This is a genomic window from Bacteroides faecis, assembly GCF_020091505.1.
Lineage (GTDB): Bacteria > Bacteroidota > Bacteroidia > Bacteroidales > Bacteroidaceae > Bacteroides > Bacteroides faecis.
Genome location: NZ_CP081916.1, coordinates 3,966,772 through 3,992,117, shown reverse-complemented (window position 1 = coordinate 3,992,117; position 25,346 = coordinate 3,966,772). Strand labels below are relative to the sequence as shown.

General features: G+C 43.9%; 18 protein-coding genes. 11 read left to right on the top strand and 7 right to left on the bottom strand.

The window, feature by feature from the left end; translation table 11 throughout:
- Positions 1-30: 30 nt before the first annotated feature.
- From K6V30_RS15525 to K6V30_RS15515, 3 genes are all read right to left on the bottom strand, one after another.
- Positions 31-1,188, bottom strand: a complete 1,158-nt coding sequence (locus K6V30_RS15525) for an MFS transporter (RefSeq protein ID WP_010538200.1) — start codon at positions 1,186-1,188, stop codon at positions 31-33.
- Between the two features lie 8 nt (positions 1,189-1,196).
- A complete protein-coding gene (gene panB / locus K6V30_RS15520) occupies positions 1,197-2,018 on the bottom strand; it encodes a 3-methyl-2-oxobutanoate hydroxymethyltransferase (protein WP_010538201.1) in 822 nt (273 codons plus the stop codon).
- Positions 2,019-2,336: 318 nt separating this feature from the next.
- Complete coding sequence (locus K6V30_RS15515; RefSeq protein WP_010538203.1) at positions 2,337-2,987, bottom strand: HAD family hydrolase; 651 nt, start codon at positions 2,985-2,987, stop codon at positions 2,337-2,339.
- 151 nt (positions 2,988-3,138) lie between these two features.
- On the opposite strand from K6V30_RS15515, the gene K6V30_RS15510 reads away from it, so the two are divergent.
- Complete coding sequence (locus K6V30_RS15510; RefSeq protein WP_055269413.1) at positions 3,139-4,509, top strand: MATE family efflux transporter; 1,371 nt, start codon at positions 3,139-3,141, stop codon at positions 4,507-4,509.
- A gap of 136 nt (positions 4,510-4,645) precedes the next feature.
- Here K6V30_RS15510 and K6V30_RS15505 read toward each other — a convergent pair whose 3' ends face one another.
- Together K6V30_RS15505 and K6V30_RS15500 are read right to left on the bottom strand one after the other, a co-directional pair.
- Positions 4,646-6,961: an ABC transporter permease gene (locus K6V30_RS15505; protein WP_010538205.1), complete on the bottom strand. Its 2,316-nt coding sequence runs from the start codon at positions 6,959-6,961 to the stop codon at positions 4,646-4,648.
- A 12-nt stretch (positions 6,962-6,973) separates the two neighbouring features.
- Complete coding sequence (locus tag K6V30_RS15500; RefSeq protein WP_010538206.1) at positions 6,974-7,648, bottom strand: ABC transporter ATP-binding protein; 675 nt, start codon at positions 7,646-7,648, stop codon at positions 6,974-6,976.
- A gap of 427 nt (positions 7,649-8,075) precedes the next feature.
- Here K6V30_RS15500 and K6V30_RS15495 point away from each other — a divergent pair, with 427 nt between their 5' ends.
- From K6V30_RS15495 to hcp, 6 genes are all read left to right on the top strand, one after another.
- Positions 8,076-8,879: a metallophosphoesterase family protein gene (locus K6V30_RS15495; protein WP_010538207.1), complete on the top strand. Its 804-nt coding sequence runs from the start codon at positions 8,076-8,078 to the stop codon at positions 8,877-8,879.
- On the top strand, positions 8,860-9,663 hold the full coding sequence (locus K6V30_RS15490) for a hypothetical protein (RefSeq protein WP_010538208.1): 804 nt from the start codon (positions 8,860-8,862) through the stop codon (positions 9,661-9,663). The genes K6V30_RS15495 and K6V30_RS15490 overlap by 20 nt, the downstream gene beginning before the upstream one ends.
- A 68-nt stretch (positions 9,664-9,731) precedes the next feature.
- Positions 9,732-11,075: a sigma-54-dependent transcriptional regulator gene (locus K6V30_RS15485; protein WP_055269411.1), complete on the top strand. Its 1,344-nt coding sequence runs from the start codon at positions 9,732-9,734 to the stop codon at positions 11,073-11,075.
- On the top strand, positions 11,072-12,388 hold the full coding sequence (locus K6V30_RS15480) for a sensor histidine kinase (RefSeq protein WP_022300970.1): 1,317 nt from the start codon (positions 11,072-11,074) through the stop codon (positions 12,386-12,388). The genes K6V30_RS15485 and K6V30_RS15480 overlap by 4 nt, the downstream gene beginning before the upstream one ends.
- Positions 12,389-12,399: 11 nt before the next feature.
- A complete protein-coding gene (locus tag K6V30_RS15475) occupies positions 12,400-13,068 on the top strand; it encodes a Crp/Fnr family transcriptional regulator (protein ID WP_022300969.1) in 669 nt (222 codons plus the stop codon).
- 198 nt (positions 13,069-13,266) lie between these two features.
- Positions 13,267-14,898: a hydroxylamine reductase gene (hcp, locus tag K6V30_RS15470; protein ID WP_022300968.1), complete on the top strand. Its 1,632-nt coding sequence runs from the start codon at positions 13,267-13,269 to the stop codon at positions 14,896-14,898.
- 102 nt (positions 14,899-15,000) lie between these two features.
- On the opposite strand, the gene K6V30_RS15465 is transcribed toward hcp, so the two are convergent.
- Positions 15,001-16,185, bottom strand: a complete 1,185-nt coding sequence (locus tag K6V30_RS15465) for a uracil-xanthine permease family protein (protein ID WP_010538213.1) — start codon at positions 16,183-16,185, stop codon at positions 15,001-15,003.
- 168 nt (positions 16,186-16,353) lie between these two features.
- On the opposite strand from K6V30_RS15465, the gene K6V30_RS15460 reads away from it, so the two are divergent.
- The 4 genes from K6V30_RS15460 (at position 16,354) to K6V30_RS15445 (ending at position 22,111) form a co-directional block, all read left to right on the top strand.
- A complete protein-coding gene (locus tag K6V30_RS15460) occupies positions 16,354-17,826 on the top strand; it encodes a potassium/proton antiporter (protein WP_010538214.1) in 1,473 nt (490 codons plus the stop codon).
- A gap of 293 nt (positions 17,827-18,119) precedes the next feature.
- Positions 18,120-19,784 carry a long-chain fatty acid--CoA ligase gene (locus K6V30_RS15455; protein WP_010538215.1) on the top strand — a complete coding sequence of 555 codons (1,665 nt, stop codon included), beginning with the start codon at positions 18,120-18,122 and terminating at the stop codon, positions 19,782-19,784.
- Between the two features lie 294 nt (positions 19,785-20,078).
- Positions 20,079-20,753, top strand: a complete 675-nt coding sequence (locus K6V30_RS15450) for a response regulator transcription factor (RefSeq protein ID WP_055269409.1) — start codon at positions 20,079-20,081, stop codon at positions 20,751-20,753.
- 26 nt (positions 20,754-20,779) lie between these two features.
- Positions 20,780-22,111: a sensor histidine kinase gene (locus K6V30_RS15445; RefSeq protein WP_022300965.1), complete on the top strand. Its 1,332-nt coding sequence runs from the start codon at positions 20,780-20,782 to the stop codon at positions 22,109-22,111.
- A gap of 98 nt (positions 22,112-22,209) precedes the next feature.
- Here the strand turns inward: K6V30_RS15445 and K6V30_RS15440 are convergent, their stop codons facing one another.
- Complete coding sequence (locus K6V30_RS15440) at positions 22,210-25,335, bottom strand: efflux RND transporter permease subunit (protein WP_055269408.1); 3,126 nt, start codon at positions 25,333-25,335, stop codon at positions 22,210-22,212.
- Positions 25,336-25,346: the final 11 nt, after the last annotated feature.

Genomic DNA, 25,346 nt, shown 5'->3' with positions numbered 1-25,346 from the left:
TGCAAAGTAATTCTTCATTCTTCATTTAAATCATCTTACTTTCTTGTTCTTATAATAAGGATAAGTAACCAGTATAAAGAAAATCAAAGCGATCACAGCTACTACTTGTCCGGTATAAAGCATCTTATCTGCTTCCAGATCGAAATAGCACGCAACGGCTATTCCGGATGAGAATCCGACTTCGCTGGCCAACAGATGAGTGGTATTTGCCGTACCTCGCTGACAATGATGGGACAGCTTCACAAACATGACCAGAAACTCCGGCATCACCAGTCCCAAACCTAATCCAAGAAGGATGGAAGGAACACCTACCGGAAAACCGGAAGCCAACAGAGTGATAGCTACAATCTCCAGTATCATTCCTACAAGCACCAGCCGCCATGTCTTATCCTTCAGAACAAACAGACGTGCCAGCAACAAGGAGGCAAGGTATCCGGCTCCTGTACCGACAAAGAATGGGATGGGTATTCCTCTATTCCCCAGTACGAAATCGTTGAGGAAAGGATGTACGAGCGGAATCAACAATCCCGGTACGAAAGTAATCAGAATCATGTTGATAGCAGGTACCCATCCCCGCAACAGCAGGAAGCGGTCGAAGGAATAGAGCTTGGTAACGATCGGGGCACGGAAAGGCACATATACTCCGGCTACCATCAAAACACCTGCTATTCCGGTGATCACCGACACGGACAGCAGGTTTTTAAATGAATAGCTCTGATAGAGCCAGACACCCAGAACAACACCGATAATCATCCCCAGACGTGCCATCCAGGAAAAGCTGACATTTCCGGCACTGCGAAGTGTAGCGTTCGTTATATCAATGGCAAGTGTGATTCCTGCGGTGGTAGCAATTCCAAAAGCCAATCCTTGTACGGTGCTCAACAAGACAAGTTCCGTTACATTGGTCACAAAGGTATATCCTGCCGTTGCCGCTACCATCAGGGCAAAAGAGAACATACACATGTACTTACGCTTGTAGGCATCTACGAGATAAGCATGGAACGGACCGATAAGGAACATTCCCAATGTAAAAAAAAGAAAGATAACCCCTGTCTGTGCTACCGGTACCCCAAGACGGTCGGCCATCTCAACGGAAAGCACCGGAAACAGGATATACAAAGAGATAAACAACAGCAAATTAGCTACGCATATCCGCATAAAATGAACTGTCCACAATTTAACTGCCATATATTGTTTTAATATTGTTCCTTCTCGTTGGGGAAGTCGCAATTCTTCACGTCGGACACATAACGGCTGATCGCATCAGTCATCACTGTGTAAAGGTCTGCATACCGACGTAAGAAGCGGGGACGGAATCCATTGTTCATTCCAAGCATATCCTGGATGACCAACACTTGTCCGTCTACATGACCACCGGCACCAATACCGATAATAGGTATCGTCAATTCCGAAGCTACCCGTTCAGCCAAAGTTGCCGGAATCTTTTCGAGCACGATGGCAAAGCAACCTGCCTCTTCGAGAAGATGGGCATCGCGAATCAGCTTTTCAGCCTCGCTCTCGTCTTTGGCACGCACTGTATAAGTACCATATTTATTAATAGACTGAGGCATCAACCCCAAATGGCCCATCACCGGAATACCTGCGCTGATAATGCGTTTCACCGTACCGATGATTTCTTCTCCACCTTCCAGTTTCAAAGCATCGGCATGACTTTCCTTCATTATGCGGATGGCAGAAGCAAGACCTTCCATTTCGTTTCCCTGATAAGATCCGAAAGGCATATCGACTACGACCATAGCACGTTTTACGCCACGTACGACTGATTTTGCGTGATAAATCATCTGATCAAGAGTAATAGGCAATGTAGTCACGTTACCTGCCATTACATTAGAAGCGGAGTCGCCCACCAGAATCACATCCATTCCCGCACCATCTACGATTTGTGCCATCGTGTAATCATAAGAAGTAAGCATAGATATTCTTTCGCCTCTCTGTTTCATTTCAACCAAGCGATGAGTAGTCACCTTTCTTGTGTCATCTGATATATAACCAGCCATGTCTTTTCAAATTTTAAATTAATAATTAAAAGATAAAGAGCTTCTGACAACGCGAACGTTATCAAAAATTGGGGCAAAGTTATAACATTTCTTCCATAAGTGAGAAAGAAAACGAAAAAGAATCACTCAAGATAAAGACTCCGACAAAAAACAAAAGGAATTTTGAACTGTTTTTTCTCTATATGAATCAGGGGATTCATGATTCAAACCAAATAAAAAAGAGAATTGAAAATGAAAAAGGCATAAGCTGATGAGATAAGGCAGAGGTGCACGCAGATAGCATAAAGCATTACGTGCACTGCTGTATACTGATTTTCATCATTTGCGATGTATGGTCAGTAACCGTTCGAAGGTCATTTCCGAAAAGTCATCTATAATATAGTGTGCTTTTCCGGTAATGGCCTCTCTTGTATTGGTAGTGGCAAGACCGATAACGGTAGCACCGGAAGTCATTCCGGCTTGCAGACCGTGGAAGGAGTCTTCGAACACATAAGAGTTTTCAGGAGTAGCACCGAATATTTCCATACCGAGAAGGAAACAGTCGGGAGCCGGTTTGGAGCGGGCAAACATTTCTCCGGTCAGGATACGGTCTACCATTCCTTTAAATTCGGGATGGGCATTGTAAACGTTTTGCATCTTCTCTTCGTTGGAACTGGTGACTACAGCTATCTTCACCCCGTGATTCCGAAGATTGGCGATAAAGGCTTCCACACCGGAAATGTATTCATAAGACATGCTTTTCTCGAAGACATTGAGCCCGGCTGTAATCTCTTGCTGAGCCTCCGGCTGATCCGAGAAGTATTTGTCGTAAATCTGGGTCAGCGTCTGTCCCTTGATACGGCGTCCGAAGTCTTGTTCATTCAGATATTTACGCCCTTGTTCATCCCAGAAAACAGTGTACTGCGTTTCCGTATCCATGATGACACCATCGAAATCAAACAGTGCCGCAATTGTCTTTGTTGTATCCATACTTACTCTTTCTTTTTACCTAAAACGTTAAACCTTGTGTATTGAATTGTGCAAAGTTCCGAATAATCATCGAATCAGGCAAATAATTCGTACCTTTACCCCACTTAAAAAAACGTAACATTCGTTTTCATCCAACAATCCATACGAGCGCATGAGCAAAAACGATCCGCACATATTAGGAAAAGAAAGCATCGGTAAGCTACTGTTGCAATATTCCATTCCCGCCATCATTGGGATGACGATCACGTCTATTTATAATATTATCGACAGCATCTTCATCGGACACGGTGTGGGACCGATGGCTATTGCCGGATTAGCGGTCAGCTTTCCCCTGATGAATCTGGTAGTCGCTTTCTGTACGCTGGTATCTGCAGGCAGCTCTACCATTGCTTCTATCCGTCTGGGACAGAAGGATATGAAAGGAGCTACGGAAATCTTGTCGCACACACTGATGCTCTGCATCACGAATGCTTTTTTCTTCGGCATACTGTCTTTTATCTTTCTCGACAACATACTGATTTTCTTCGGAGCGAGTCCCGACACGCTCCCATACGCACGCAGCTTTATGCAAGTGATTCTGCTGGGAACTCCGATCACTTATACGATGATCGGTTTGAACAATGTGATGCGTGCTACCGGATATCCGAAGAAGGCGATGCTTACTTCGATGGTAACGGTAGTAGCCAATATCATCCTCGCTCCCATCTTTATATTTCATTTTGAATGGGGAATGCGAGGAGCCGCTACGGCAACGCTCATCTCACAGCTGATCGGTATGGTGTGGGTACTAAGCCACTTTTGCAAGAAGGAGAGCACGGTTCATTTTGAGGGAAAGATCTGGAAGGTAAAACGAAGAATTGTAGAAAGTATTTTCGCTATCGGCATGTCTCCCTTCCTGATGAATGTTTGCGCTTGTGCTATCGTTATCATAATCAATAACAGCTTACAGGAATATGGAGGCGACATGGCTATCGGTGCTTACGGCATTATCAATCGCCTGTTGACACTCTACGTAATGATTGTGTTGGGACTGACTATGGGAATGCAACCTATTGTAGGCTACAACTTCGGAGCACAGAAGATAGACCGGGTAAAACAGACACTACGATTGGGAATTATCTCCGGTGTAGTGATTACCAGCAGTGGTTTTGTGATCTGCGAATTTTTCCCTCATGCGGTATCGGCACTTTTCACAGATAGTGATGAATTGATAAATCTGGCAGTAGAAGGAATCCGTCTGGCAGTACTTATGTTCCCGTTTGTGGGAGCACAAATTGTGATTGGCAACTTCTTCCAGAGCATCGGCAAGGCAAAAATCAGTATTTTCCTTTCGCTGACACGACAGTTGCTTTATCTGTTGCCTTGCTTGTTACTCTTCCCGCAATGGTGGGGCTTGAAAGGTGTCTGGATCAGTATGCCGGTATCAGATGCACTGGCGTTCGTCACTGCTGTTATCAGTCTGATGATTTATATAAAGAAGGTATCGAAGGAACATCCGATAGCAAATAAGGTAGCGGAATAAATCAAATTAACACTGCATCAGAAGATATATCATAATAAAAAATGTTCAGGCACGAATTAACACGTTTTCTAAAAGATGCATTCATCGCAGAAGCCGTATTAATCCGTGCCTGAAAGATAATAATATTCTTATATTTCTATTCGCTCTTGATACTATTTACCGGATTCTCATTGGCTATGTGCCATGCTTTCAGCACAACACAAACAACAATCAGCAATAAGACAAACAACGCCGTACCTATAAACAATAACGGGTTCAGATAAATCTGTTCGGCAAACTGGTCAAGCCATGCCTTTCCTACGAAATAGGAAGCAATGATACCAATCAATATGGAGGATGCGGATACATACAGAATCTCGCGTATCAGCAGGCGCAAAATATGAGAGGCTTCGGCTCCATTCACTTTCCGGATAGCTATTTCTTTGCTTCGACGTTGAGTTTCATCATTCACATAGCCGATCAATCCCATAATTACAATCAGCAGAATAAAGCTTGAAGTAATCCAGACTGAATTACGGAAGCGATATACACTTTTATATATATCCTTTATCATACTGTCCACAGAACTGAAATGCATGGCTATATTCGGAAATGTCTTATCGGTAAACTCATTCAGACGTTTCAGATTATCATCATACGGCTCTTTCAAACGGACATCAAATACTTGATTGGCATTTTCTGATCCTATCAAGACAATAGGTGCCTGAGTTGAAAAGAAGCTATAATTGCGAACATCCCGAAAGACACCGACAATCGTACCCTCTATATCATTTAATTTCTTTCCTACTGCCCCATCTGTCCACTTCATCAAACGTACCAACTCTTCATTCACCAATAAATCTTCCTTTTTCTTAAGAGTGCTGCCTTCGATAATCTTTATTCCCATTACTTCGGGATAGTTATAACTGCAATAATTAAAGTTAAGTGTAGCGATTCTTTTACCGTCATTACTCATCAGTCCGCGTGTCCAGTATTGTCCGATTACTCCGTTTGTAGCAACAGCCACTCCTTCTACCATAGGCTGGCGACGCAGTTCATCGGTAACATGTTCTACGCTTTCTTTCGGCAACCATGTTCCTGCCTGAACCAATCCCGGAACGTTTATCCCCATATCACGGCTCATCAGATGGTTGTATTGCAGAAGCGTAACCAGCAGTAATCCCAAAACAAAAGAGACACCCGTGAACTGTATAAACAGTAACGAACGTTTCCAACCTGTCTTACCATCAGAATAACGGCGGAACACCTGTGTGACTGGTATGCGCGAAAACAACCGTCCCGGTATGCCACCCGCCAAAAGGAAAAGGATCACGATCGTAAGCAAAGGCACCCATAGTGTCTCCCATGTAAAAAGTGAAGACAGATGGACGGAAAGCAGGTCTTCGATTATTTCACGTGCATTGACTATCAGCAGAAGGCTGAGAAGTACAGATATGACAACAAGGATTCCTGTTTCCGCCAAAAACATGCCGAAGATATTTCCGGCACTGGCACCACTGCATTTATGCACACCCACCCCTTTGGCACGACGACTTAGGGTAGCGATAGATATCAGCATATAATTCATGATGGCGACAAAAAAGATAGCGAACCCCAAAAATCCATATATGACCAAGCGCTTCTGCACATCGGAAGATTCCACATGATACTTCACTAACGGGATGACATTGAAATCTAATTTCCAGTCGTCAAAACGAGCAGGCGTATATTTTTCGATTACCCGCTGGATCTTGTCATTCACTTTATCAATATCCGCAGCATCACGCAAGCGAAGAAAAGTGTAAAAGATATCATTTCCCTTCCAGCCATTGCCTCCCTGATATCCCCCATCCCGATGGATGGAAACAACAAAGTCATGAGTGAGCATCGTATTCTCCGGCACATCTCTGTACACACCACGAATCGTAAAATCATTTTGCCTGTCTGCTTTAAGAATTTTGCCGATAGGATCTGCATCTCCAAATGTTTCACGGGCAAAGTGTTCTGACACAAACACACTTCCCGGCATAATCATATCTTTCGGATTTCCTTTTAAGACAGGTATACCGAAAGTCTGGAAGAAACAAGTATCAGCGTATATATAGTTGATGTCCGATAATAATTTATCTTCATAATATATACTCATCCATTGTTCTGCGAGGACGCAACTGGCAAACTCAATTTCTTCGGGCATATCCTGCGCCAAAGTCGGTGCAACCACATCAAAAAGTGTATAATCAAAGTTGTCGCCGTCGTCTCCCATTTTCTCCCCCGTGCTAAGGTTAGTCGTCAGGCAACGTGCAATCGCCAGACGTTCCGATTCCGGATAGCAACGTTCATAACTCAATTCAAACACAATCTGCGAGAAGAGCAAAATGCCGATGGTAAGTCCCAGCGAAAGAGAAATTACCCTGATGATATTCGTGCCCCGTTCACGCAATAAAGTCCGGATGCTATAATAGATTTGTCTCATTGTCGTTTCGGTTTATGCTGTTACACTTGCCACTACACTTCCGTCGAACAGATGTATGGTACGGTGTGCGAAGCTCGCATCATGTTGTGAGTGAGTCACCATAATGATGGTGGTACCTTCTTTATTCAGTTCCGTCAGCAGATTCATTACCTCCGCTCCGTTCTTTGAATCCAGATTACCTGTTGGCTCATCGGCAAGGATAAGCTTCGGATTAGTCACTACCGCACGAGCGATAGCAACACGCTGCTGCTGACCACCGGACAGCTGTTGCGGAAAGTGTTTGGCCCGATGGCTGATATTCATCCTTTTCAGAATATCTTCCACCATACGGCGGCGCTCGGAGGATTTAATACCCAGATAAGTAAGCGGAAGCTCTACATTTTCGTAGACATTCAGTTCGTCTATCAAGTTGAAACTCTGGAATACAAAGCCTAATTTGCCTTTACGGACATGGGTACGCTCCTTCTCTTTCAATCCGGCAACTTCCTCTCCCATCAGCTGGTAAGAACCTTCTGTAGGGTTATCCAATAAACCCAGAATATTCAACAAAGTGGATTTTCCACAGCCCGAAGGCCCCATGATAGCAACAAACTCTCCTTGTTTAACTTCAAGGTTCACGTGATTTAATGCAACCGTCTCTACTTCAGTAGTACGAAATACTTTACTAATGTTTTCAATCTGTATCATTTTATTTCTTTATTATGTTGTTTCACTTTCTATTCTTTCTTTATTCGTTCTTTATACTGTTGACCGGATTCTCCGTATCAAACCTCTTTCACACCAAACGGTCACTAAGATAAACAATTACATAATAAATTTGTCTCATGCTTATTCCTATTTTTCATCATAATGCAATGCAGATAGCGTGCCACAATAGCAAGAGTATTCATTCACAACTATTTATATGTTTCGACAGTACTACCCATTGTCTAATAATTAGACACTCCCGTCTAATTATTAGACAGAAATCCTTCCTGTTTACTGTCCAACGGAAAGTATACATTTTCGCCCATTTATTGTTCTGTTTTTCCTATTTCCGACTTTAATGTATTTCAATGTCATCGGAAAACTCTATCTTCGCATCAAGTTTTCAATTAAATAAATCATTCTATTTATGGTAAACAAGAATTTGTACACTCTCCTGACCTGCCTGCTTCTGACAGGATGTGACCTGATAGACTATCATCCCTACGATGTACGTATCAGTGGAGAGACAGATGTAAATGCTCATAACATTGAACAAATAGAAGCTAAGTGTAAAGGAAAAACAACCATCCGTTTTATCACTATGGGAGATTCACAGCGATGGTATGACGAGACCGAAGACTTTGTAAAAGAGGTCAATAAGAGAGATGATATCGACTTTGTCATTCACGGAGGAGATATGAGTGACTTCGGACTGACCAAAGAATTTCTTTGGCAGCGGGATATCATGAACGGGCTAAAAGTTCCTTATGTCGCCCTTATCGGGAATCATGACTGTCTGGGCACCGGAGCAGAAACTTATCAGGCTGTTTTCGGACCTGCCAACTTCTCATTTATCGCAGGCAATGTAAAATTTGTCTGCCTCAATACCAATGCGCTGGAATACGATTATTCGGAACCTATTCCCAATTTCAGTTTTATGGAAGAGGAACTGACAGCCAGGGCTGATGAGTTTGAAAAAACCGTAGTCAGTATGCACGCGCATCCATTTGCAGACGTGTTCAATGATAATGTGGCAAAGCCATTCCAGTACTATGTCACCCAATATCCGGGACTACAGTTCTGCACGGCTGCCCACAATCACGGGTTCGATGACAGAGTCCTTTTCGATGATGATGTGCATTATATTGTCAGTGACTGCATGAAAAGTCGCAGTTATCTGGTATTTACTATAACCCCAGAAAAATACGAATATGAACTGGTTGAATACTAAATATATCATCCGCACAGGAGTGCTGACTACGCTCCTGCTCTTTCCCGGCCTGATATCGGCTACTTGCAAGACAGATACAATTATCAATAACTACAAACCTGACTCACTGAGACTGGTGATCAAGGCAGATTCCATTATAGCCTTTCACGAAGGCGATTCCGCGTTTACAATAGTCAAAGCAGACACAGTACTACCTTATGTACCGCAACCGGTTCTCCGTACCGGTTATGACAGACGTGTCCATCGCTTCCGCAGAAACTGGGAGCGGATTATCCCGACTCACTCTAAAATACAGTATGCGGGAAATATGGGATTAATCTCGTTCGGTACCGGATGGGATTACGGAAAACGAAATCAGTGGGAAACAGATTTACTGCTCGGATTCATCCCGAAGTATTCGTCCAAAAAGGCCAAAGTGACCATGACGCTGAAACAGAACTATATGCCTTGGAGCATCAATCTGGGAAAAGGATTCTCCACAGAACCTCTCGCCTGCGGATTGTATCTGAATACCGTGTTTGGCAACCAGTTCTGGGTAAGTGAGCCTGAACGTTATCCGAAGGGATACTACGGCTTTTCAAGCAAAGTGCGTATTCATGTTTTCCTGGGACAACGGTTGACTTATGATATTGACCCGAACCGCAGGTTTCTGGCAAAGTCCGTGACTTTCTTCTACGAGATAAGCACATGCGACCTTTACCTCATCAGCGCCGTAACGAATAGCTATCTCCGTCCCCGCGATTATCTAAGTTTATCATTCGGATTAAAGTTCCAATGGTTATAAATTCAAATCCGAATTTTGAATTATGAATTACTTTTTCGTAAGTTTGTAGCGTACAAACCAATTCGGACATGAGTAAATCAGGAACAATCATCATTGTAGACGATAACAAAGGAGTGCTGACTGCGGTACAAATCCTTTTAAAAAACTATTTTTCAAAGGTTGTCACGCTGTCATCACCGGTCACATTGACCACCGTGATACGGGAAGAGACGCCGGAAGTGGTACTATTGGATATGAATTTCACTTCGGGCATCAATACCGGCAATGAAGGATTGTTCTGGCTGCACGAAATAAAGAAAGTACGACCGGAACTTCCCGTCGTACTTTTTACCGCTTATGCAGATATTGATCTTGCCATCCGGGGCATAAAAGAAGGAGCTTCGGACTTTGTCGTCAAACCTTGGAACAATCAGAAACTGGTAGAAACATTGCAGGCTGCCGCCTCGTCCGCACAGCATGGACGAAAAACGGGAAACAAAAAGGAGCCTGTCAACACTCCGCCGATCTACTGGGGAGAAAGCAAACCGATGCAGCAGCTCCGAATGCTGATAGAGAAAGTAGCCACCACAGATGCCAATATCCTGATTACAGGTGAAAACGGAACAGGGAAGGAAATGCTTGCCCGCGAAATTCATGCTCTTTCCAACCGCAGACAACAAGAAATGATCGCTGTGGACATGGGAGCGATCACTGAATCTTTATTTGAAAGCGAACTCTTCGGTCATGTAAAAGGCTCTTTCACTGATGCGCATGCCGACCGGACAGGAAAATTTGAGGCTGCCGATCACAGCACTTTGTTTCTGGATGAAATAGGGAACCTGCCCTATCATCTGCAAGCTAAACTGCTGACAGCTATCCAACGAAGAAGCATCGTACGGGTGGGAAGCAACACTCCGATTCCTATCGACATCCGCCTGATATGCGCTACCAACCGTAACCTGCAGGAAATGGTGGACCGGGAAGAATTTCGGGAAGACTTACTCTACCGAATCAACACCATTCATATCGAAATACCTCCTTTGCGGAAACGAAAAGAAGATATTATTCCGCTTGCCGAAAGATTTATCATCCGTTTCTGCAAACAATACGATAAGGAACCGATGAAATTCAGCCCGGCAGCCAAGGAAAAACTCATTGCGTACCCATGGTACGGGAATATCCGAGAGTTGGAACATGCCATCGAAAAGGTGGTCATCATTAACGACGGATTGCAAATTCCGGCGGAATTATTCCAGTTATCCACCCGAAAGACAGAAACTTCCGAAAAAGATATTTCCACACTGGAAGAGATGGAGATACAAATGATACGTAAAGCACTGGATACCTGTGCAGGAAACCTCTCGGCAGTAGCCGCGCAACTGGGAATTACCCGTCAGACTCTCTATAACAAGATGAAAAAGTTCGGATTATGAACCGGATTCTACAACAAGTAGCCAACCAATATTGGTTTAGGGTATCCCTGACGGTCATTTGCTGTCTGGCAACCGTTTGGTTTGGTGTGTATCAGTCTTATATCTGGCTCGGCATCAGTAGCTGTCTGCTGGTTTTAAGTATCATCTGGCAAGTCCGTCTTTATCGCCTGCACATCAAGCAGGTGCTTTTCATGATCGACGCTTTGGAGAATAATGACAGTGCCTTCCGCTTCCCCGAAGAGTCCGGCACTCCCGAAAGCAAACAGATCAACCGGGCACTCAATCGGGTGGGACGCATCTTATATAATGTAAAAGCAGAAACTGCCCAACAGGAAAAATACTACGAACTGATTCTTGATTTTGTCAGCACGGGGTTACTGGTGCTCAATGACAACGGAGCAGTCTATCAGAAGAACAAGGAGGCCCTCCGGCTTTTGGGACTCAATGTATTCACACATGTCCGGCAATTGAGTAAAGTAGACACCACGCTGATGGAGAAAATGGAGAACTGCCATCCCGGAGACAAATTACAGGTGGTGTTTCATAATGAACGGGGAACGGTCAATCTATCCATCCGTGTATCAGAAATCAATGTGCACAAGGAACATTTGCGTATCCTTGCGCTGAATGATATTAATATAGAACTGGACGAGAAAGAAATAGATTCATGGATTCGCCTGACCCGTGTACTGACTCACGAAATCATGAACTCCGTCACTCCTATCACCTCCCTCAGCGACACGCTCCTTTCGATGGTAGAGGACAAAGACGAAGAAATCAGCCACGGATTACAGACCATCAGTACAACGGGAAAAGGACTGCTTGCTTTCGTGGAATCCTACCGCAAATTCACACGGATACCGACTCCGGAGCCTTCATTGTTTTACTTAAAAGCATTCATCGAACGAATGGTAGAACTTGCCCGTCATCAGAATCCCTGTGACCATATCACATTCCATACGAAGATCGATCCAGCCGACCTGATTTTATATGCAGATGAAAATCTGATCTCACAAGTAGTCATTAACCTTCTGAAAAATGCGATTCAGGCAATCGGTAATCAGCCGGACGGACAAATCGATATTCAGGTATATTGCAATGAAACAGAAGAGGTACTGATTGAAATAAAGAATAACGGTCCCGTTATTCCGCCGGAAATTGCGGAACATATTTTTATCCCTTTCTTCACCACCAAAAAAGGAGGCAGCGGAATCGGACTTAGTATTTCACGTCAGATTATGCGGCTTTCCGGTGGAAGCCTCATCTTGCTGCCGGACAATAAGGAAACAAAATTCATATTAAAATTCAAATAACAGATAAGCTTATGACACCTGCACTCATCAATAACCCATTGTTCCGGGGAATCACTCCGGAAAAGTTATCCGCCAATCTGGAAGAGATCAGTTTTCATACCCGTTCTTATAAGAAAGGAGAAATTCTGGCACGACAGGGAGATGTGTGCAACCGTCTCATGATACTGACCAAAGGGAGTGTACGCGGCGAAATGATAGACTATTCCGGAAGACTCATCAAAGTAGAAGACATTGCCGCACCAAGGGCCCTTGCTCCTCTCTTCCTCTTCGGAGAAGAGAACCGTTTTCCGGTAGAAGTGACCGCTAACGAACTGACGGAAGTAATCGAAATCCCCAAATCGAGCGTACTGGAACTCTTCCGCAAGAACGAGCAGTTTCTGGAGAACTATATGAATCTATCTGCCAATTATGCCCGTACCTTGTCGGATAAACTTTTCTTTATGTCTTTCAAGACCATCCGGCAAAAGATAGCATCCTATCTGCTCCGGCTGCACAAACAACAGCAACAGCTGCAGATCACCCTCGACCGTTCGCAACAGGAGTTGAGCGATTACTTCGGTGTCTCCCGTCCCTCTCTGGCACGTGAGCTGTCACACATGCAGGATGACGGCCTGATCACAGCCGACCGCAAACAGATCACTATTTTACAGAAAGAACAGCTGATCCGGCTGATTCAATAACCAAGAATTTACTCCGGTTTCATTATAGCTAATCTAGTTTTCATTATAGCTAATCGGAATATGATTATAGCTAAAATAATTTAGCTCATAGCATCTGATTTTTTTTCGGCCAATGTAACATTGGTTACAAACTTACCTCAAACTTTCCCCCTACTTTTGCGTTCATATTCAAGAATACTAATTAAAAACGTAAAAGTTATGAGTATGTTCTGTTATCAATGTCAAGAGACCGCAATGGGTACAGGTTGTACCTTAAAAGGAGTATGCGGAAAAACATCCGAAGTGGCTAACCTGCAAGATCTTTTGCTCTTTGTAGTACGGGGAATTGCTGTGTACAACGAACATCTGCGTCAGGAAGGACAACCTTCCGAACAGGCAGACAAATTTATCTATGATGCCCTGTTTATCACTATCACCAACGCCAATTTTGATAAAACGGCTATCATCAGGAAAATAAAAGAAGGATTGCTGCTGAAAAAAGAACTTGGCAGCAAAGTAACCATTGCCAATGCTCCCGACGAATGCCTATGGGATGGAAGTGAAGATGAGTTCGAAGAAAAAGCCAAGACAGTAGGAGTACTTCGCACACCCAACGAAGATATCCGCTCTCTGAAAGAACTTGTACATTACGGACTGAAAGGAATGGCAGCTTACGTTGAGCATGCGCATAATCTGGGACACGAATCATCAGAAATCTTTGCCTTTATGCAGCACGCATTAGCCGAACTCACCCGCAATGATATTACGATGGAAGAACTGGTTCAACTTACACTGACCACAGGTAAACACGGAGTTTCCGCAATGGCTCTGCTGGATGCAGCCAACACAAGCAGCTACGGAAATCCGGAAATATCAGAAGTTAATCTCGGTGTGCGCAACAATCCGGGTATCCTTATCAGCGGCCATGACCTGAAGGATCTCGAAGAATTGCTGGAACAGACCGAAGGAACAGGGATAGACATCTATACCCACAGCGAAATGCTTCCGGCGCATTATTACCCTCAACTAAAAAAATACAAACATCTGGCAGGAAACTACGGAAACGCGTGGTGGAAACAGAAAGAAGAATTTGAAAGCTTCAACGGACCGATTTTGTTTACCAGCAACTGTATCGTTCCTCCACGTGCCAACGCTACTTACAAAGACCGTATCTATGTCACCGGAGCCTGCGGACTGGATGGTGCACACTATATCCCCGAACGTAAAGACGGAAAACCGAAAGATTTCTCCGCACTGATCGCACACGCCAAGCAATGTCAGCCGCCAACAGCGATTGAGAACGGAACACTGATCGGAGGATTTGCCCATGCACAAGTAGTAGCTCTGGCAGATAAGGTGGTAGAAGCCGTCAAAAGTGGAGCAATCCGCAAATTCTTCGTAATGGCAGGATGCGACGGACGCATGAAGAGCCGTGAATATTACACCGAATTTGCAGAGAAACTTCCGAAAGATACAGTGATCCTGACTGCCGGTTGCGCCAAATACAGATATAACAAACTGGCTTTAGGTGACATCAACGGCATCCCCCGTGTACTGGATGCAGGACAATGTAATGATAGCTATTCGTTGGCTGTCATCGCCTTGAAACTGAAAGAAATATTCGGATTGGACGACGTTAACAAACTTCCTATCGTATATAACATCGCTTGGTACGAGCAGAAAGCAGTAATCGTTTTGTTGGCATTGCTGGCACTGGGAGTGAAGAATATTCATCTGGGCCCTACTCTTCCAGCCTTCCTTTCACCGAACGTGAAAAATGTATTGGTCGAACAATTCGGAATCGGTGGTATCAGTACTGTGGACGAAGATATCATGAAGTTCTTGTCATAAATGCAAGATTTACCAGCTAAACCTTAACTATTAAATATAAAAAGGCGCGAATTGCATCATCTGTGTAATCCGCGCCTAATAATTATTAATTAAAAGGCAGCATCAATCATCTTTCGGCAATATCAAATTGAGAAGAACTCCGACCAAAGCAGCCAGTCCGATACCGGACAATGAAAAGTCTCCCCAAGTGAGGACAGCCCCACCGATACCGACGGTCAGCGTCAGAGAAACAATGATAATATTCCTTGTACGACTCAAATCAATGCAGTTATTGACCAGATTACCAATTCCGGCACAGGCGATTGTTCCGAAAAGCAAAAGCATTATTCCTCCCAATACTGCACTCGGAATTGATTTCAGCAACGCACTGATTTTGCCGATGACGGAGAACAAGATAGCGGATATGGCTGCAATCCGGATAACTTGCGGATTCGTAATTTTCGTTAATGACATGGCTCCCGTTACTTCCGAATAAGTCGTCACCGGAGGACCACCCACCAATCCGGCAAAAAGGCAAGCCAGCCCATCCCCCAATAAAGTACGATGCAGACCGGGGTCTTTCACAAAATCCTTTCCCGTAACCGTATTTACCACATATACATCTCCAATATGTTCTATCACCGGAGCAATGGCTACCGGAATCATAAACAAGATCGGCTCCCATGAGAACTTGGGAAATACAAACTGCGGTAACCCGATCCAGGCCGCATCTCTGACACCGGACAAATCCAGATCATAGAAAAGCCATGCCGCCAGATAGCCGACAATAATACCGCAAAAGATAGGAATCAACTTCAAAAGCCCTTTTGCCTTCATCGAAACGACAACCGCAGTAACCAGCGATAACAAAGCCAGCACCCAGTTTTCCTTCGCCATCTCCACTCCCGTACCGGCAAGCGACAAACCGATCAGAATAATAACCGGACCAATGACTACCGGAGGAAACAAACGTTCAACCACCCTCACCCCTTGCCATTTGACCAGCGCACTCATTGCGAAATAAACCAGTGCGACACCCAGCATTCCGGATAAAGTACCCGCCAGACCATAAAGTTCTGTCGCCTTTATTATCGGAGCAATAAATGCGAAACTACTTCCCAAAAAGATGGGGACTTTCCCCCGCGTGACCGCATGAAAGATAAGTGTACCAATACCGGCTGTAAACAAAGCGGTGGAAGGGTCTAGCCCCACTAATAACGGTACAAGCACCGTAGCTCCGAAAGCTACAAACAAGAATTGTACCCCTACCACCCCTTTCCGTAAAGGAGTAAGATTGTTTGAATCCATAAGTATGATGTAGATTAATTGAGTGCAAAATTAATCTTTTTAGACAATTTAACTACCTTTTTTCACCAAAAAACATCCAAAAAGACTCTTTATTTGTTTTAAATAATGTGTAACTTCGCACAGTGAGAGCTCATACGACATTTTTTATAACTTAACAATAGATTGCCTATGATATTTACAGCAGAAAACACCCTACTTATTGGTTCTATCTTACTTTTCGTTAGTATCGTTGTCGGAAAAACCGGATATCGCTTCGGAGTCCCCACTTTATTACTGTTCCTCGTCGTGGGAATGTTGTTCGGAAGTGACGGACTCGGACTCCAGTTTCATGACGCCAAAGATGCACAATTCATCGGTATGGTCGCCCTGAGCATCATTCTGTTTTCGGGAGGTATGGATACAAAATTCAGAGAAATCAAACCCATTTTAGGTCCAGGTATCGTGCTTTCTACCGTCGGAGTGCTACTAACCGCTCTTTTTACCGGATTATTTATCTGGTGGTTGTCCGGAATGAGCTGGACGAATATCTATCTGCCTATCACTACTTCATTGTTACTGGCAGCCACCATGTCATCTACGGACTCTGCTTCGGTATTTGCCATCCTGCGTTCACAGAAAATGAATCTGAAACATAACCTCCGCCCCATGCTGGAATTGGAAAGTGGAAGTAATGACCCGATGGCTTACATGCTTACCATTGTCCTGATACAGTTTATCCAATCGGCAGGTATGGGAGTCGGGGCTATCGCCGCTTCTTTCATTATTCAGTTTATAGTCGGCGCGGCTGCCGGATATGTGCTCGGAAAGTTGGCTATCCGCATGCTGAACAAGCTCAACATTGACAATCAGGCATTGTACCCTATCCTGTTGCTGGCTTTTGTTTTCTTCACCTTTTCCATCACTGATTTGCTAAAAGGTAACGGTTACCTTGCCGTATACATCGCAGGTATCATGGTGGGAAACAATAAGATCATGCACCGCAAAGACATTTATACGTTTATGGATGGACTTACCTGGTTGTTTCAGATCATCATGTTCCTTTGCCTCGGTCTTCTCGTCAACCCTCACGAAATGCTGGAAGTTGCAGCAGTAGCTTTGTTGATCGGTGTCTTTATGATTGTGATCGGTCGTCCGCTAAGTGTATTCCTTTGTTTGCTTCCCTTCCGGAAAATAACCATGAAATCACGGCTGTTCGTATCTTGGGTAGGATTGCGTGGAGCAGTTCCCATCATCTTCGCTACTTATCCGGTAGTTGCGGGAGTCGAAGGTTCGAATATAATCTTTAATATCGTATTCTTTATCACAATCGTCTCACTGGTTGTGCAGGGAACGACCGTTTCTTTCGTTGCCCGCCTGCTGAATTTATCCAAACCGCTGGAGAAAACGGGCAATGACTTCGGAGTGGAACTTCCGGAAGAGATTGATACAGACCTCAGGGATATGACTATCACACAGGAAATGCTGGAAGAAGCAGATACACTGAAAGATATGAATCTCCCCAAAGGCACATTGGTGATGATTGTGAAACGCGGAGATGAATTTCTGATTCCTAACGGAACACTGAAACTACATGTGAATGATAAATTGCTGCTTATTTCCGAAAAGTCTAAAGAAGAGGAAGAAAATAGCAGTGAATCCTGATATTTATTATGGTGACACTATCGTATCCGGATAGTATCACTATATGCAACAGATGGTGTCACTATACTGACGGTATAGTGACACCATAATTTTGTATATCAGCCCCTTCCGGAAAAGAGAACTCGCCTCCTCCATTGCCTCCAACCGGAATCTCCATCCATAACGGGAAAATAATTGAAAAAAGAAGTTCAACCCTCCCCCGTTAATTAACCGTAAAACTTGATTGTAAACTTCGGTTTTCGTTAATGAAGTGTTATTTTTGCGCAATTTTAAATCAAATGTGCAAAATTCGAATGGAACAAGAACATCAGTTCATTGATTATATTGAACAAAGCATCATCAAAAACTGGGATAAAGATGCATTGACAGACTACAAAGGAATCACGCTTCAATATAAGGATGTAGCGCGTAAGATAGCCAAGTTTCACATTGTTCTGGAAAGTGCCGGTATTCAGCCGGGTGATAAAATAGCTGTCTGTGGACGAAACAGTGCCCATTGGGCGGTTACCTTCTTAGCTACCATTACGTATGGAGCCGTCATTGTTCCTATTCTACATGAGTTCAAAGCGGATAATATTCATAATATCGTCAACCACTCCGAGGCTAAGCTACTCTTTGTCGGCGACCAGGCATGGGAAAATCTGAATGAAGATGCAATGCCGTTGCTGGAAGGGATCGCTTCCCTCACCGATTTCTCCGCATTGGTATCACGCAACGAAAAGCTGACTTATGCCTTCGAACACCGAAACGCTATTTACGGCCAGCGTTATCCAAAGAATTTCCGTCCCGAACATATCTGTTATCGGAAAGACCGTCCGGAGGAACTGGCTATCATCAATTATACTTCCGGCACTACCGGATATTCTAAAGGCGTCATGCTCCCCTATCGCAGCATCTGGTCGAACGTAGCGTACTGTTTCGAAATGCTCCCTGTGAAACCGGGAGATCACATCGTCTCCATGCTTCCGATGGGGCATGTTTTCGGCATGGTATACGACTTTTTATATGGTTTCTCTGCCGGTGCACACATCTATTTCCTGACGCGCATGCCGTCTCCGAAGATCATTGCGCAATCTTTTTCGGAAATAAGACCCAGAGTAATCTCCTGTGTACCCCTGATTGTAGAAAAGATTATCAAAAAGGATATTCTGCCAAAGGTAGACAGCAAAATCGGAAAACTATTGCTCAAAGTACCCATTGTAAACGATAAAATCAAATCGTTGGCCCGACAGGCTGCTATGGAAATTTTCGGTGGGAACTTCGATGAAATCATCATTGGCGGTGCTCCTTTTAATGCCGAGGTAGAAGCCTTCCTCAAAAAGATAGGTTTCCCCTACACCATCGCTTATGGTATGACTGAATGTGGTCCGATTATTTGTTCCAGCCGTTGGGAGACACTGAAACTGGCTTCCTGTGGAAAAGCGACTACCCGGATGGAAGTCCGCATCGACTCACCGGACCCTAAAACACACGCCGGAGAAATCGTATGCAGAGGAACGAATATGATGCTGGGATATTATAAAAATCCGGAAGCTACATCACAGATTATCGATGCAAACGGATGGCTTCACACAGGCGATTTAGGAACAATCGACGACGAAGGCTATGTGACTGTTCGGGGCCGCAGCAAAAATCTGCTCCTGACTTCCAGTGGACAGAACATTTATCCGGAAGAGATAGAAAGTAAACTGAACAATATGCCTTATGTAGCGGAGTCACTGATCGTTTTACAGCATGATAAACTGGTAGCGCTGATTTATCCGGACTTTGACGACGCTTTTGCTCATGGCCTGCAACAGACTGATATCGTAAAAGTAATGGAAGCCAACCGTATTGAACTGAATCAGCAGCTGCCCAATTACTCTCAGATAAGCAAAGTAAAAATCCACTTCGAAGAATTTGAAAAGACTGCGAAGAAATCAATCAAACGCTTTATGTATCAGGAAGCGAAAGGATAACATCTCCTTTGAACAAGACAAATTGCATTTGAACATACAACAAGAATCAAAAACGGTGAACAGGCCCAAAGCTCTGTCCACCGTTTTCTCTTTCTAACCTAACCAACTTTATTTTCAACCTGCTATCCTTCAACAATCTTCACCTCGTTTCCTCTAAAGCGGTATAAACGAAACAGCCTTTTCGCCATCGGCATAGATAATACAGTTCAGAAAGAAGAAACACTTAAATGTATGCCATTTTTCTTTCTTCAGATGCAAAGAAAAAGTATCTTTGCATCTAAACAATGTAGATTTATGGCAAAGATACTATTAGCAGAAGATGAAGTCAATATCGCCTCCTTTATCGAACGGGGACTAAAAGAATTCGGACATTCGGTAACTGTCTGTCACAATGGAAATACGGGATGGAAAGTCCTTCAGGAAGAACCTTTCGATCTCGTTATTCTGGATATTATCATGCCGAAAATAAACGGACTCGAACTTTGCCATCTTTACCGCCAGAGGTTCGGTTATCAGACACCGGTCATTATGCTGACAGCTTTGGGAACGACGGAAGATATTGTAAAGGGACTGGATGCAGGAGCAGATGATTATCTCGTCAAGCCTTTCAGCTTTCAAGAACTGGAGGCACGTATCAAGGCTTTGCTGCGACGAAATAAAGAGACGGTAGCCAACCAGCTGACTTGCGACAATCTGGTATTGGACTGTAACATTAGGCGGGCAAAAAGAGGAGACGTGGATATCGATCTCACTGTAAAAGAATACCGCCTGCTCGAATATTTCATGACGCATCAGGGAGTAGCGCTATCACGCATTACACTGCTCAAAGACGTATGGGACAAGAACTTTGATACGAATACCAACATTGTAGACGTATACGTCAATTATCTACGGGTGAAGATAGATCGCGACTTCGATAAAAAGCTGATTCATACAGTAGTAGGATTAGGATATATCATGAACGCCTGAACATTATCCACTCTATCAATCCGGACATGAAAATAGGTTCTAAAATAGCTCTCTTCTATACGTTGCTCAGTGTACTGACGACTATCATCATTATTGCCGTATTCTATCTTTTCAGTACGCAGTTTATCAATAAGCTCTACGCCTCCTATCTCCGCGAGAAAGCATATCTGACTGCACAAAAGCATTGGGAAAAAGATGAAGTAGACGAACAGAGCTATCAGATTATCCAACGCAAATATGACGAACTCCTGCCCGAAGCCCATGAGATTCTTTTAAACATGGACAGCCTCTCCGAAGTGCGGGACACGCTGAATAAATATCTTACTCAACATCAGCAGGCACTCCTCATAGCCGGTGAAGACAGCATACCTTTTTCTTTTAAATACAAAGATCAGTTGGGAGCTGCCCTTTATTATCCCGATAATGAGGGAAATTTCATCGTTCTCGTTATGTCTCGAAATGTATACGGAGCGGAAATTAAAGAACACTTGCTGCTCCTTTCCATCTTTCTGGTCTTATTCAGTTCCATCTTGATTTATCTAGTCGGAAAAATCTATTCCGGTCGTATCCTTGTTCCCTTGCAGCATATACTGAAAGAATTGAAGAGGATACGGGCTAACAGCCTGAACCGCCGGTTAAGAACAACCGGTAATAACGATGAACTGGAAGACATGATAAAAACCCTGAATAGCATGCTCGACCGTCTGGATAGCGCTTTCAAAGCCGAGAAGTCCTTTGTCAGCCATGCCTCCCATGAACTGAACAATCCGATAACCGCCATACAGGGAGAATGCGAAATCAGCCTGCTGAAAGAAAGAAGTACCGGAGAATATATGGAAGCTCTGCAACGAATTTCGTCAGAAAGCAAGCGGCTCTCCAACTTAATCCGCCATCTTCTTTTCCTTTCACGTCAGGACGAGGAACTTCTAAAAAGCAATATAGAAGAACTGTCTCTGCCGGATATGTTGAAAGGCCTGACAGGAACTAACGAAAGAATCCGGCTCCATGACGGAGAAATGAATAAAGCTGCCACTGTAAAAGCAAATCCCTATCTGCTAAAGATAGCTTTGAAAAATATCATTGATAACGCCTGCAAATATTCTGAAAAAGAAGTAGACATCACTCTCCGACAGGAAGACCGGCACCTCGTTCTTGAAGTAAAAGATCAGGGTATCGGCATTCCCCCGGAAGAAATAGAACATATATTCCAGTCTTTCTATCGGGGCAGCAATACCCATGACTACGCAGGTCAGGGCATCGGCCTTAGTCTGACTCAGAAAATAATATCAGCTTACAATGCCAGGCTGGAAATATCTTCGGAAATAGAAAAAGGAACAAAAGTACGGGTGATCTTCTGATTCAACCTACTTTTGTCCCTTCCTCACTTCTACCTACTGAAAACAAAATTAAAATTTAATTTATGACCGTTTTTCTCATAGAAAGAATAGAAAATGAATTAGATACGTCTTTGCAATAATTTTCCATTCTTATCATACAGCATTCGTTCGTATACCACTTCCACAATCAGCGGAAAGATAAACAAGGCGAAGAAGGTCGCCCCTATCAATCCTCCGATAATGACAATCGCCAGCGGACGCTGTGATTCCGAACCGATGCCATGGCTCATAGCCGCCGGCATCAGGCCGATAGCTGCCATAGCCGCCGTCATAATCACGGGACGGATGCGTGAACGGACTCCTTCTTTGGTAGCATCGGGCAAGGGGGAACCTAATTTCAGATTTGCCTTGATATCGGAAATCATGATAACTCCATTCTGTATACAGATACCGAACAGGGCAATAAAACCGATACCTGCCGATATAGAAAAATTGAACCCTGTTATCAGAAGGGCTACGATACCTCCCACAGCAGCAAACGGCACATTGAGCAATACCAGTCCCGCATCCCTCGCATTAGAGAAGAGAATAAACAGGATAATAAAAATAATGGCGATACTGATAGGGACTACTTGTGCCAAACGTTTCGTTGCACGCTGCTGATTCTCAAAGTCACCCGTCCATTTCAACGAATATCCTGCCGGCAAATGTACGGAAGCATTTACTTTTTTCTGCGCTTCGGCAACCGCCGTACCCATGTCACGTCCTCTCACCGAGAACTTGACGGCACAGAAACGGGCATGATTATCACGGAAAATCAACAATGGTCCTGTAATCGTCGTGATATCTGCCAACTCTTTGATAGGCACCATCGTTCCGTCCATCGCAGGAACCAGTATTTTACCGATTTCCTCTTCATTCTGACGAAACTCTTCGCTATATCTTACCACGATATTAAATTTCCGTTCATCCTCATACAACAGCGAAGCTGACTTTCCGCCAATAGCCATTTCAATGATGGACTGAACATCTTCCTTAGCAACTCCATAACGTGCCAACTGTCGTTCATTCAACTCAATACGAAGTTCCGGCTGACCGATATTCCGGATCACTCCGAGATCTTCTATTCCTTGAACCGTAGCCAGAATCTTATCAATCTGAACAGCGAACTTCTCCGATTCGTAAAGATCTTTACCAAACACTTTCACCGCAATAGAACCTTTCACACCGGAGGCCGCTTCTTCCACATTATCTGTAATCGGCTGTGAGAAGTTAAAGTCAATTCCCGGATAAATGGATAAGTCATCCTGCATTTTATCAATCAGTTCCAACTTGGTGAGTTTGCTCTCCCAGTCTTTTTCGGGATAAATATCGACGTGGAATTCTATATTATAGAATCCGGTTGCATCCGTACCATCATTCGGGCGTCCGGTTTGCGACAATACTTGTCTGACTTCGGGAAAAGTCAGTAATTTATGTCTCATCTTATTTGCAAGAGTGACAGATTCATCCAGTGATATGCTCTGCGGAAGAGTGGCACGGATATAAATAGAACCTTCGTTCAACTGCGGCAGGAACTCCGTTCCAAGAAAGGGAAAAAGCCACAGACCTCCCCCTGCTATGACAGTTGCCAGCCCGACTGTTAGTTTCCGATGGGCATAAAAAGTGTCGAAAAGGGCTGTACACCCGGTATTGATAAAATGGACAAAACGATTGTTTTTTTCCCGTACATTCTTCTTCAGCAACATGGAGGACATGACCGGTACCAATGTCAACGTGAAAATAAGCGCTCCCAGCAAAGCAAAACCCAACGTATATGCCAAAGGTGAAAACATTTTTCCTTCTACTTTCTGAAAAGAGAAAATAGGAATCAAGGCGGTAATAATAATCAGTTTGGAGAAGAACACCGCTTTCGCCTTATCTTTGGCGGTATGCCGGATCAATCCCATTTTGGACATTACGTTAAAAGCCGGCATTCCTACTTGTCGGGCTTTCTTGTCCAAGGCGACAAATACCCCTTCTACCATCACTACTGCCCCGTCAATGATTATACCAAAGTCAATGGCACCCATAGAAAGCAGATTGGCGGACATTCCCATTACACGCAAGCAGATAAACGCGAATAACAGGGATAATGGGATAATCACCGCAACAATCACGGTCGTCCGCCAATCTGCCATGAAAATTAAAACAATAAACGTAACCAGTAATATACCTTCAATCAAGTTATGTGTTACTGTTTTCACAGCCAGGTTTACCAAGTCCTCACGATCGTAAAACGGTACGATCTGTACATCTTTCGGCAGTACGTTCTGATTCAAATCAGCTATCTTATCTTTCAGATTCGCAATCACTTCTCCCGGATTCTCTCCCTTTCTCATCACCACAATGCCTTGAACAACATCATTCTCATCCATTCGCCCCACTTGTCCGAGACGGGGCAGGCAGGATTCATGAACTTCCGCCAGGTTCTTTACCAGAATCGGAGTTCCATTGATATTCTTAACCACGATATTTCTCAGCTCATCCAAGTCATTAATCAGACCGATGCCACGAACCACATAGGCTTGCGAGCTTTTCGTGATCACATCTCCGCCAACATTAATATTACTTTTGGCTATCGCATCATACAGTTCAAGGGAAGTAATTCCATAATTAATCAACTGGTGAGGATTTACACTTACCTCAAAGGTCTTCACCTCGCCACCGAAGCTCACAATATCGGCAACACCCGATACCGAACGGAGATTCCTTTCAATCACCCAGTCCTGAATCGTTTTTAATTCACGGACACTGCGTTTATCGCTGCGCAATGTATAACGGTAAATTTCTCCCGTAGGCCCGTACAAAGGTTGCACTTCCGGAGTTACTCCTTCGGGCAGATCAGCATCGTTCAGTAAGTTATAGACTTGCTGACGGGCAGTAAAGTCGTCCACACGGTCTTCGAACATCACATTGATTACAGAAAGCCCGAAAAGGGTGGTCGAACGAATATCCGTTTTCTTCTGTACGGGATTCATGGCGATCTCAATGGGAATTGTGATAAACTTCTCCACTTCTTCCGCGCTGCGTCCCGCCCATTGAGTAATGATTGTGACTTTCGTATTTGTCACGTCCGGAAAAGCGTCTATCGGAGTATGTTTGAAAGAGACAGCTCCGGCTATCACGGCTATTACTGTACAGAAGAAAATAAAAAACTTATTCTTCAGCGAGAAAGCTACTATATTATCGATGAATTTATGCATACTTTTCTCTT

Bases quoted from the DNA above. Each gene is read 5' to 3' on its own strand.
- K6V30_RS15440 (WP_055269408.1), bottom strand. From the start codon at position 25,335: ATGCATAAATTCATCGATAATATAGTAGCTTTCTCGCTGAAGAATAAG.
- K6V30_RS15445 (WP_022300965.1), top strand. From the start codon at position 20,780: ATGAAAATAGGTTCTAAAATAGCTCTCTTCTATACGTTGCTCAGTGTA.
- K6V30_RS15450 (WP_055269409.1), top strand. From the start codon at position 20,079: ATGGCAAAGATACTATTAGCAGAAGATGAAGTCAATATCGCCTCCTTT.
- K6V30_RS15495 (WP_010538207.1), top strand. From the start codon at position 8,076: ATGGTAAACAAGAATTTGTACACTCTCCTGACCTGCCTGCTTCTGACA.
- K6V30_RS15500 (WP_010538206.1), bottom strand. From the start codon at position 7,648: ATGATACAGATTGAAAACATTAGTAAAGTATTTCGTACTACTGAAGTA.
- K6V30_RS15515 (WP_010538203.1), bottom strand. From the start codon at position 2,987: ATGGATACAACAAAGACAATTGCGGCACTGTTTGATTTCGATGGTGTC.
- K6V30_RS15485 (WP_055269411.1), top strand. From the start codon at position 9,732: ATGAGTAAATCAGGAACAATCATCATTGTAGACGATAACAAAGGAGTG.
- K6V30_RS15490 (WP_010538208.1), top strand. From the start codon at position 8,860: ATGAACTGGTTGAATACTAAATATATCATCCGCACAGGAGTGCTGACT.
- K6V30_RS15460 (WP_010538214.1), top strand. From the start codon at position 16,354: ATGATATTTACAGCAGAAAACACCCTACTTATTGGTTCTATCTTACTT.
- K6V30_RS15475 (WP_022300969.1), top strand. From the start codon at position 12,400: ATGACACCTGCACTCATCAATAACCCATTGTTCCGGGGAATCACTCCG.
- K6V30_RS15455 (WP_010538215.1), top strand. From the start codon at position 18,120: ATGGAACAAGAACATCAGTTCATTGATTATATTGAACAAAGCATCATC.
- K6V30_RS15510 (WP_055269413.1), top strand. From the start codon at position 3,139: ATGAGCAAAAACGATCCGCACATATTAGGAAAAGAAAGCATCGGTAAG.
- K6V30_RS15465 (WP_010538213.1), bottom strand. From the start codon at position 16,185: ATGGATTCAAACAATCTTACTCCTTTACGGAAAGGGGTGGTAGGGGTA.
- K6V30_RS15480 (WP_022300970.1), top strand. From the start codon at position 11,072: ATGAACCGGATTCTACAACAAGTAGCCAACCAATATTGGTTTAGGGTA.
- hcp (WP_022300968.1), top strand. From the start codon at position 13,267: ATGAGTATGTTCTGTTATCAATGTCAAGAGACCGCAATGGGTACAGGT.
- K6V30_RS15525 (WP_010538200.1), bottom strand. From the start codon at position 1,188: ATGGCAGTTAAATTGTGGACAGTTCATTTTATGCGGATATGCGTAGCT.
- K6V30_RS15505 (WP_010538205.1), bottom strand. From the start codon at position 6,961: ATGAGACAAATCTATTATAGCATCCGGACTTTATTGCGTGAACGGGGC.
- panB (WP_010538201.1), bottom strand. From the start codon at position 2,018: ATGGCTGGTTATATATCAGATGACACAAGAAAGGTGACTACTCATCGC.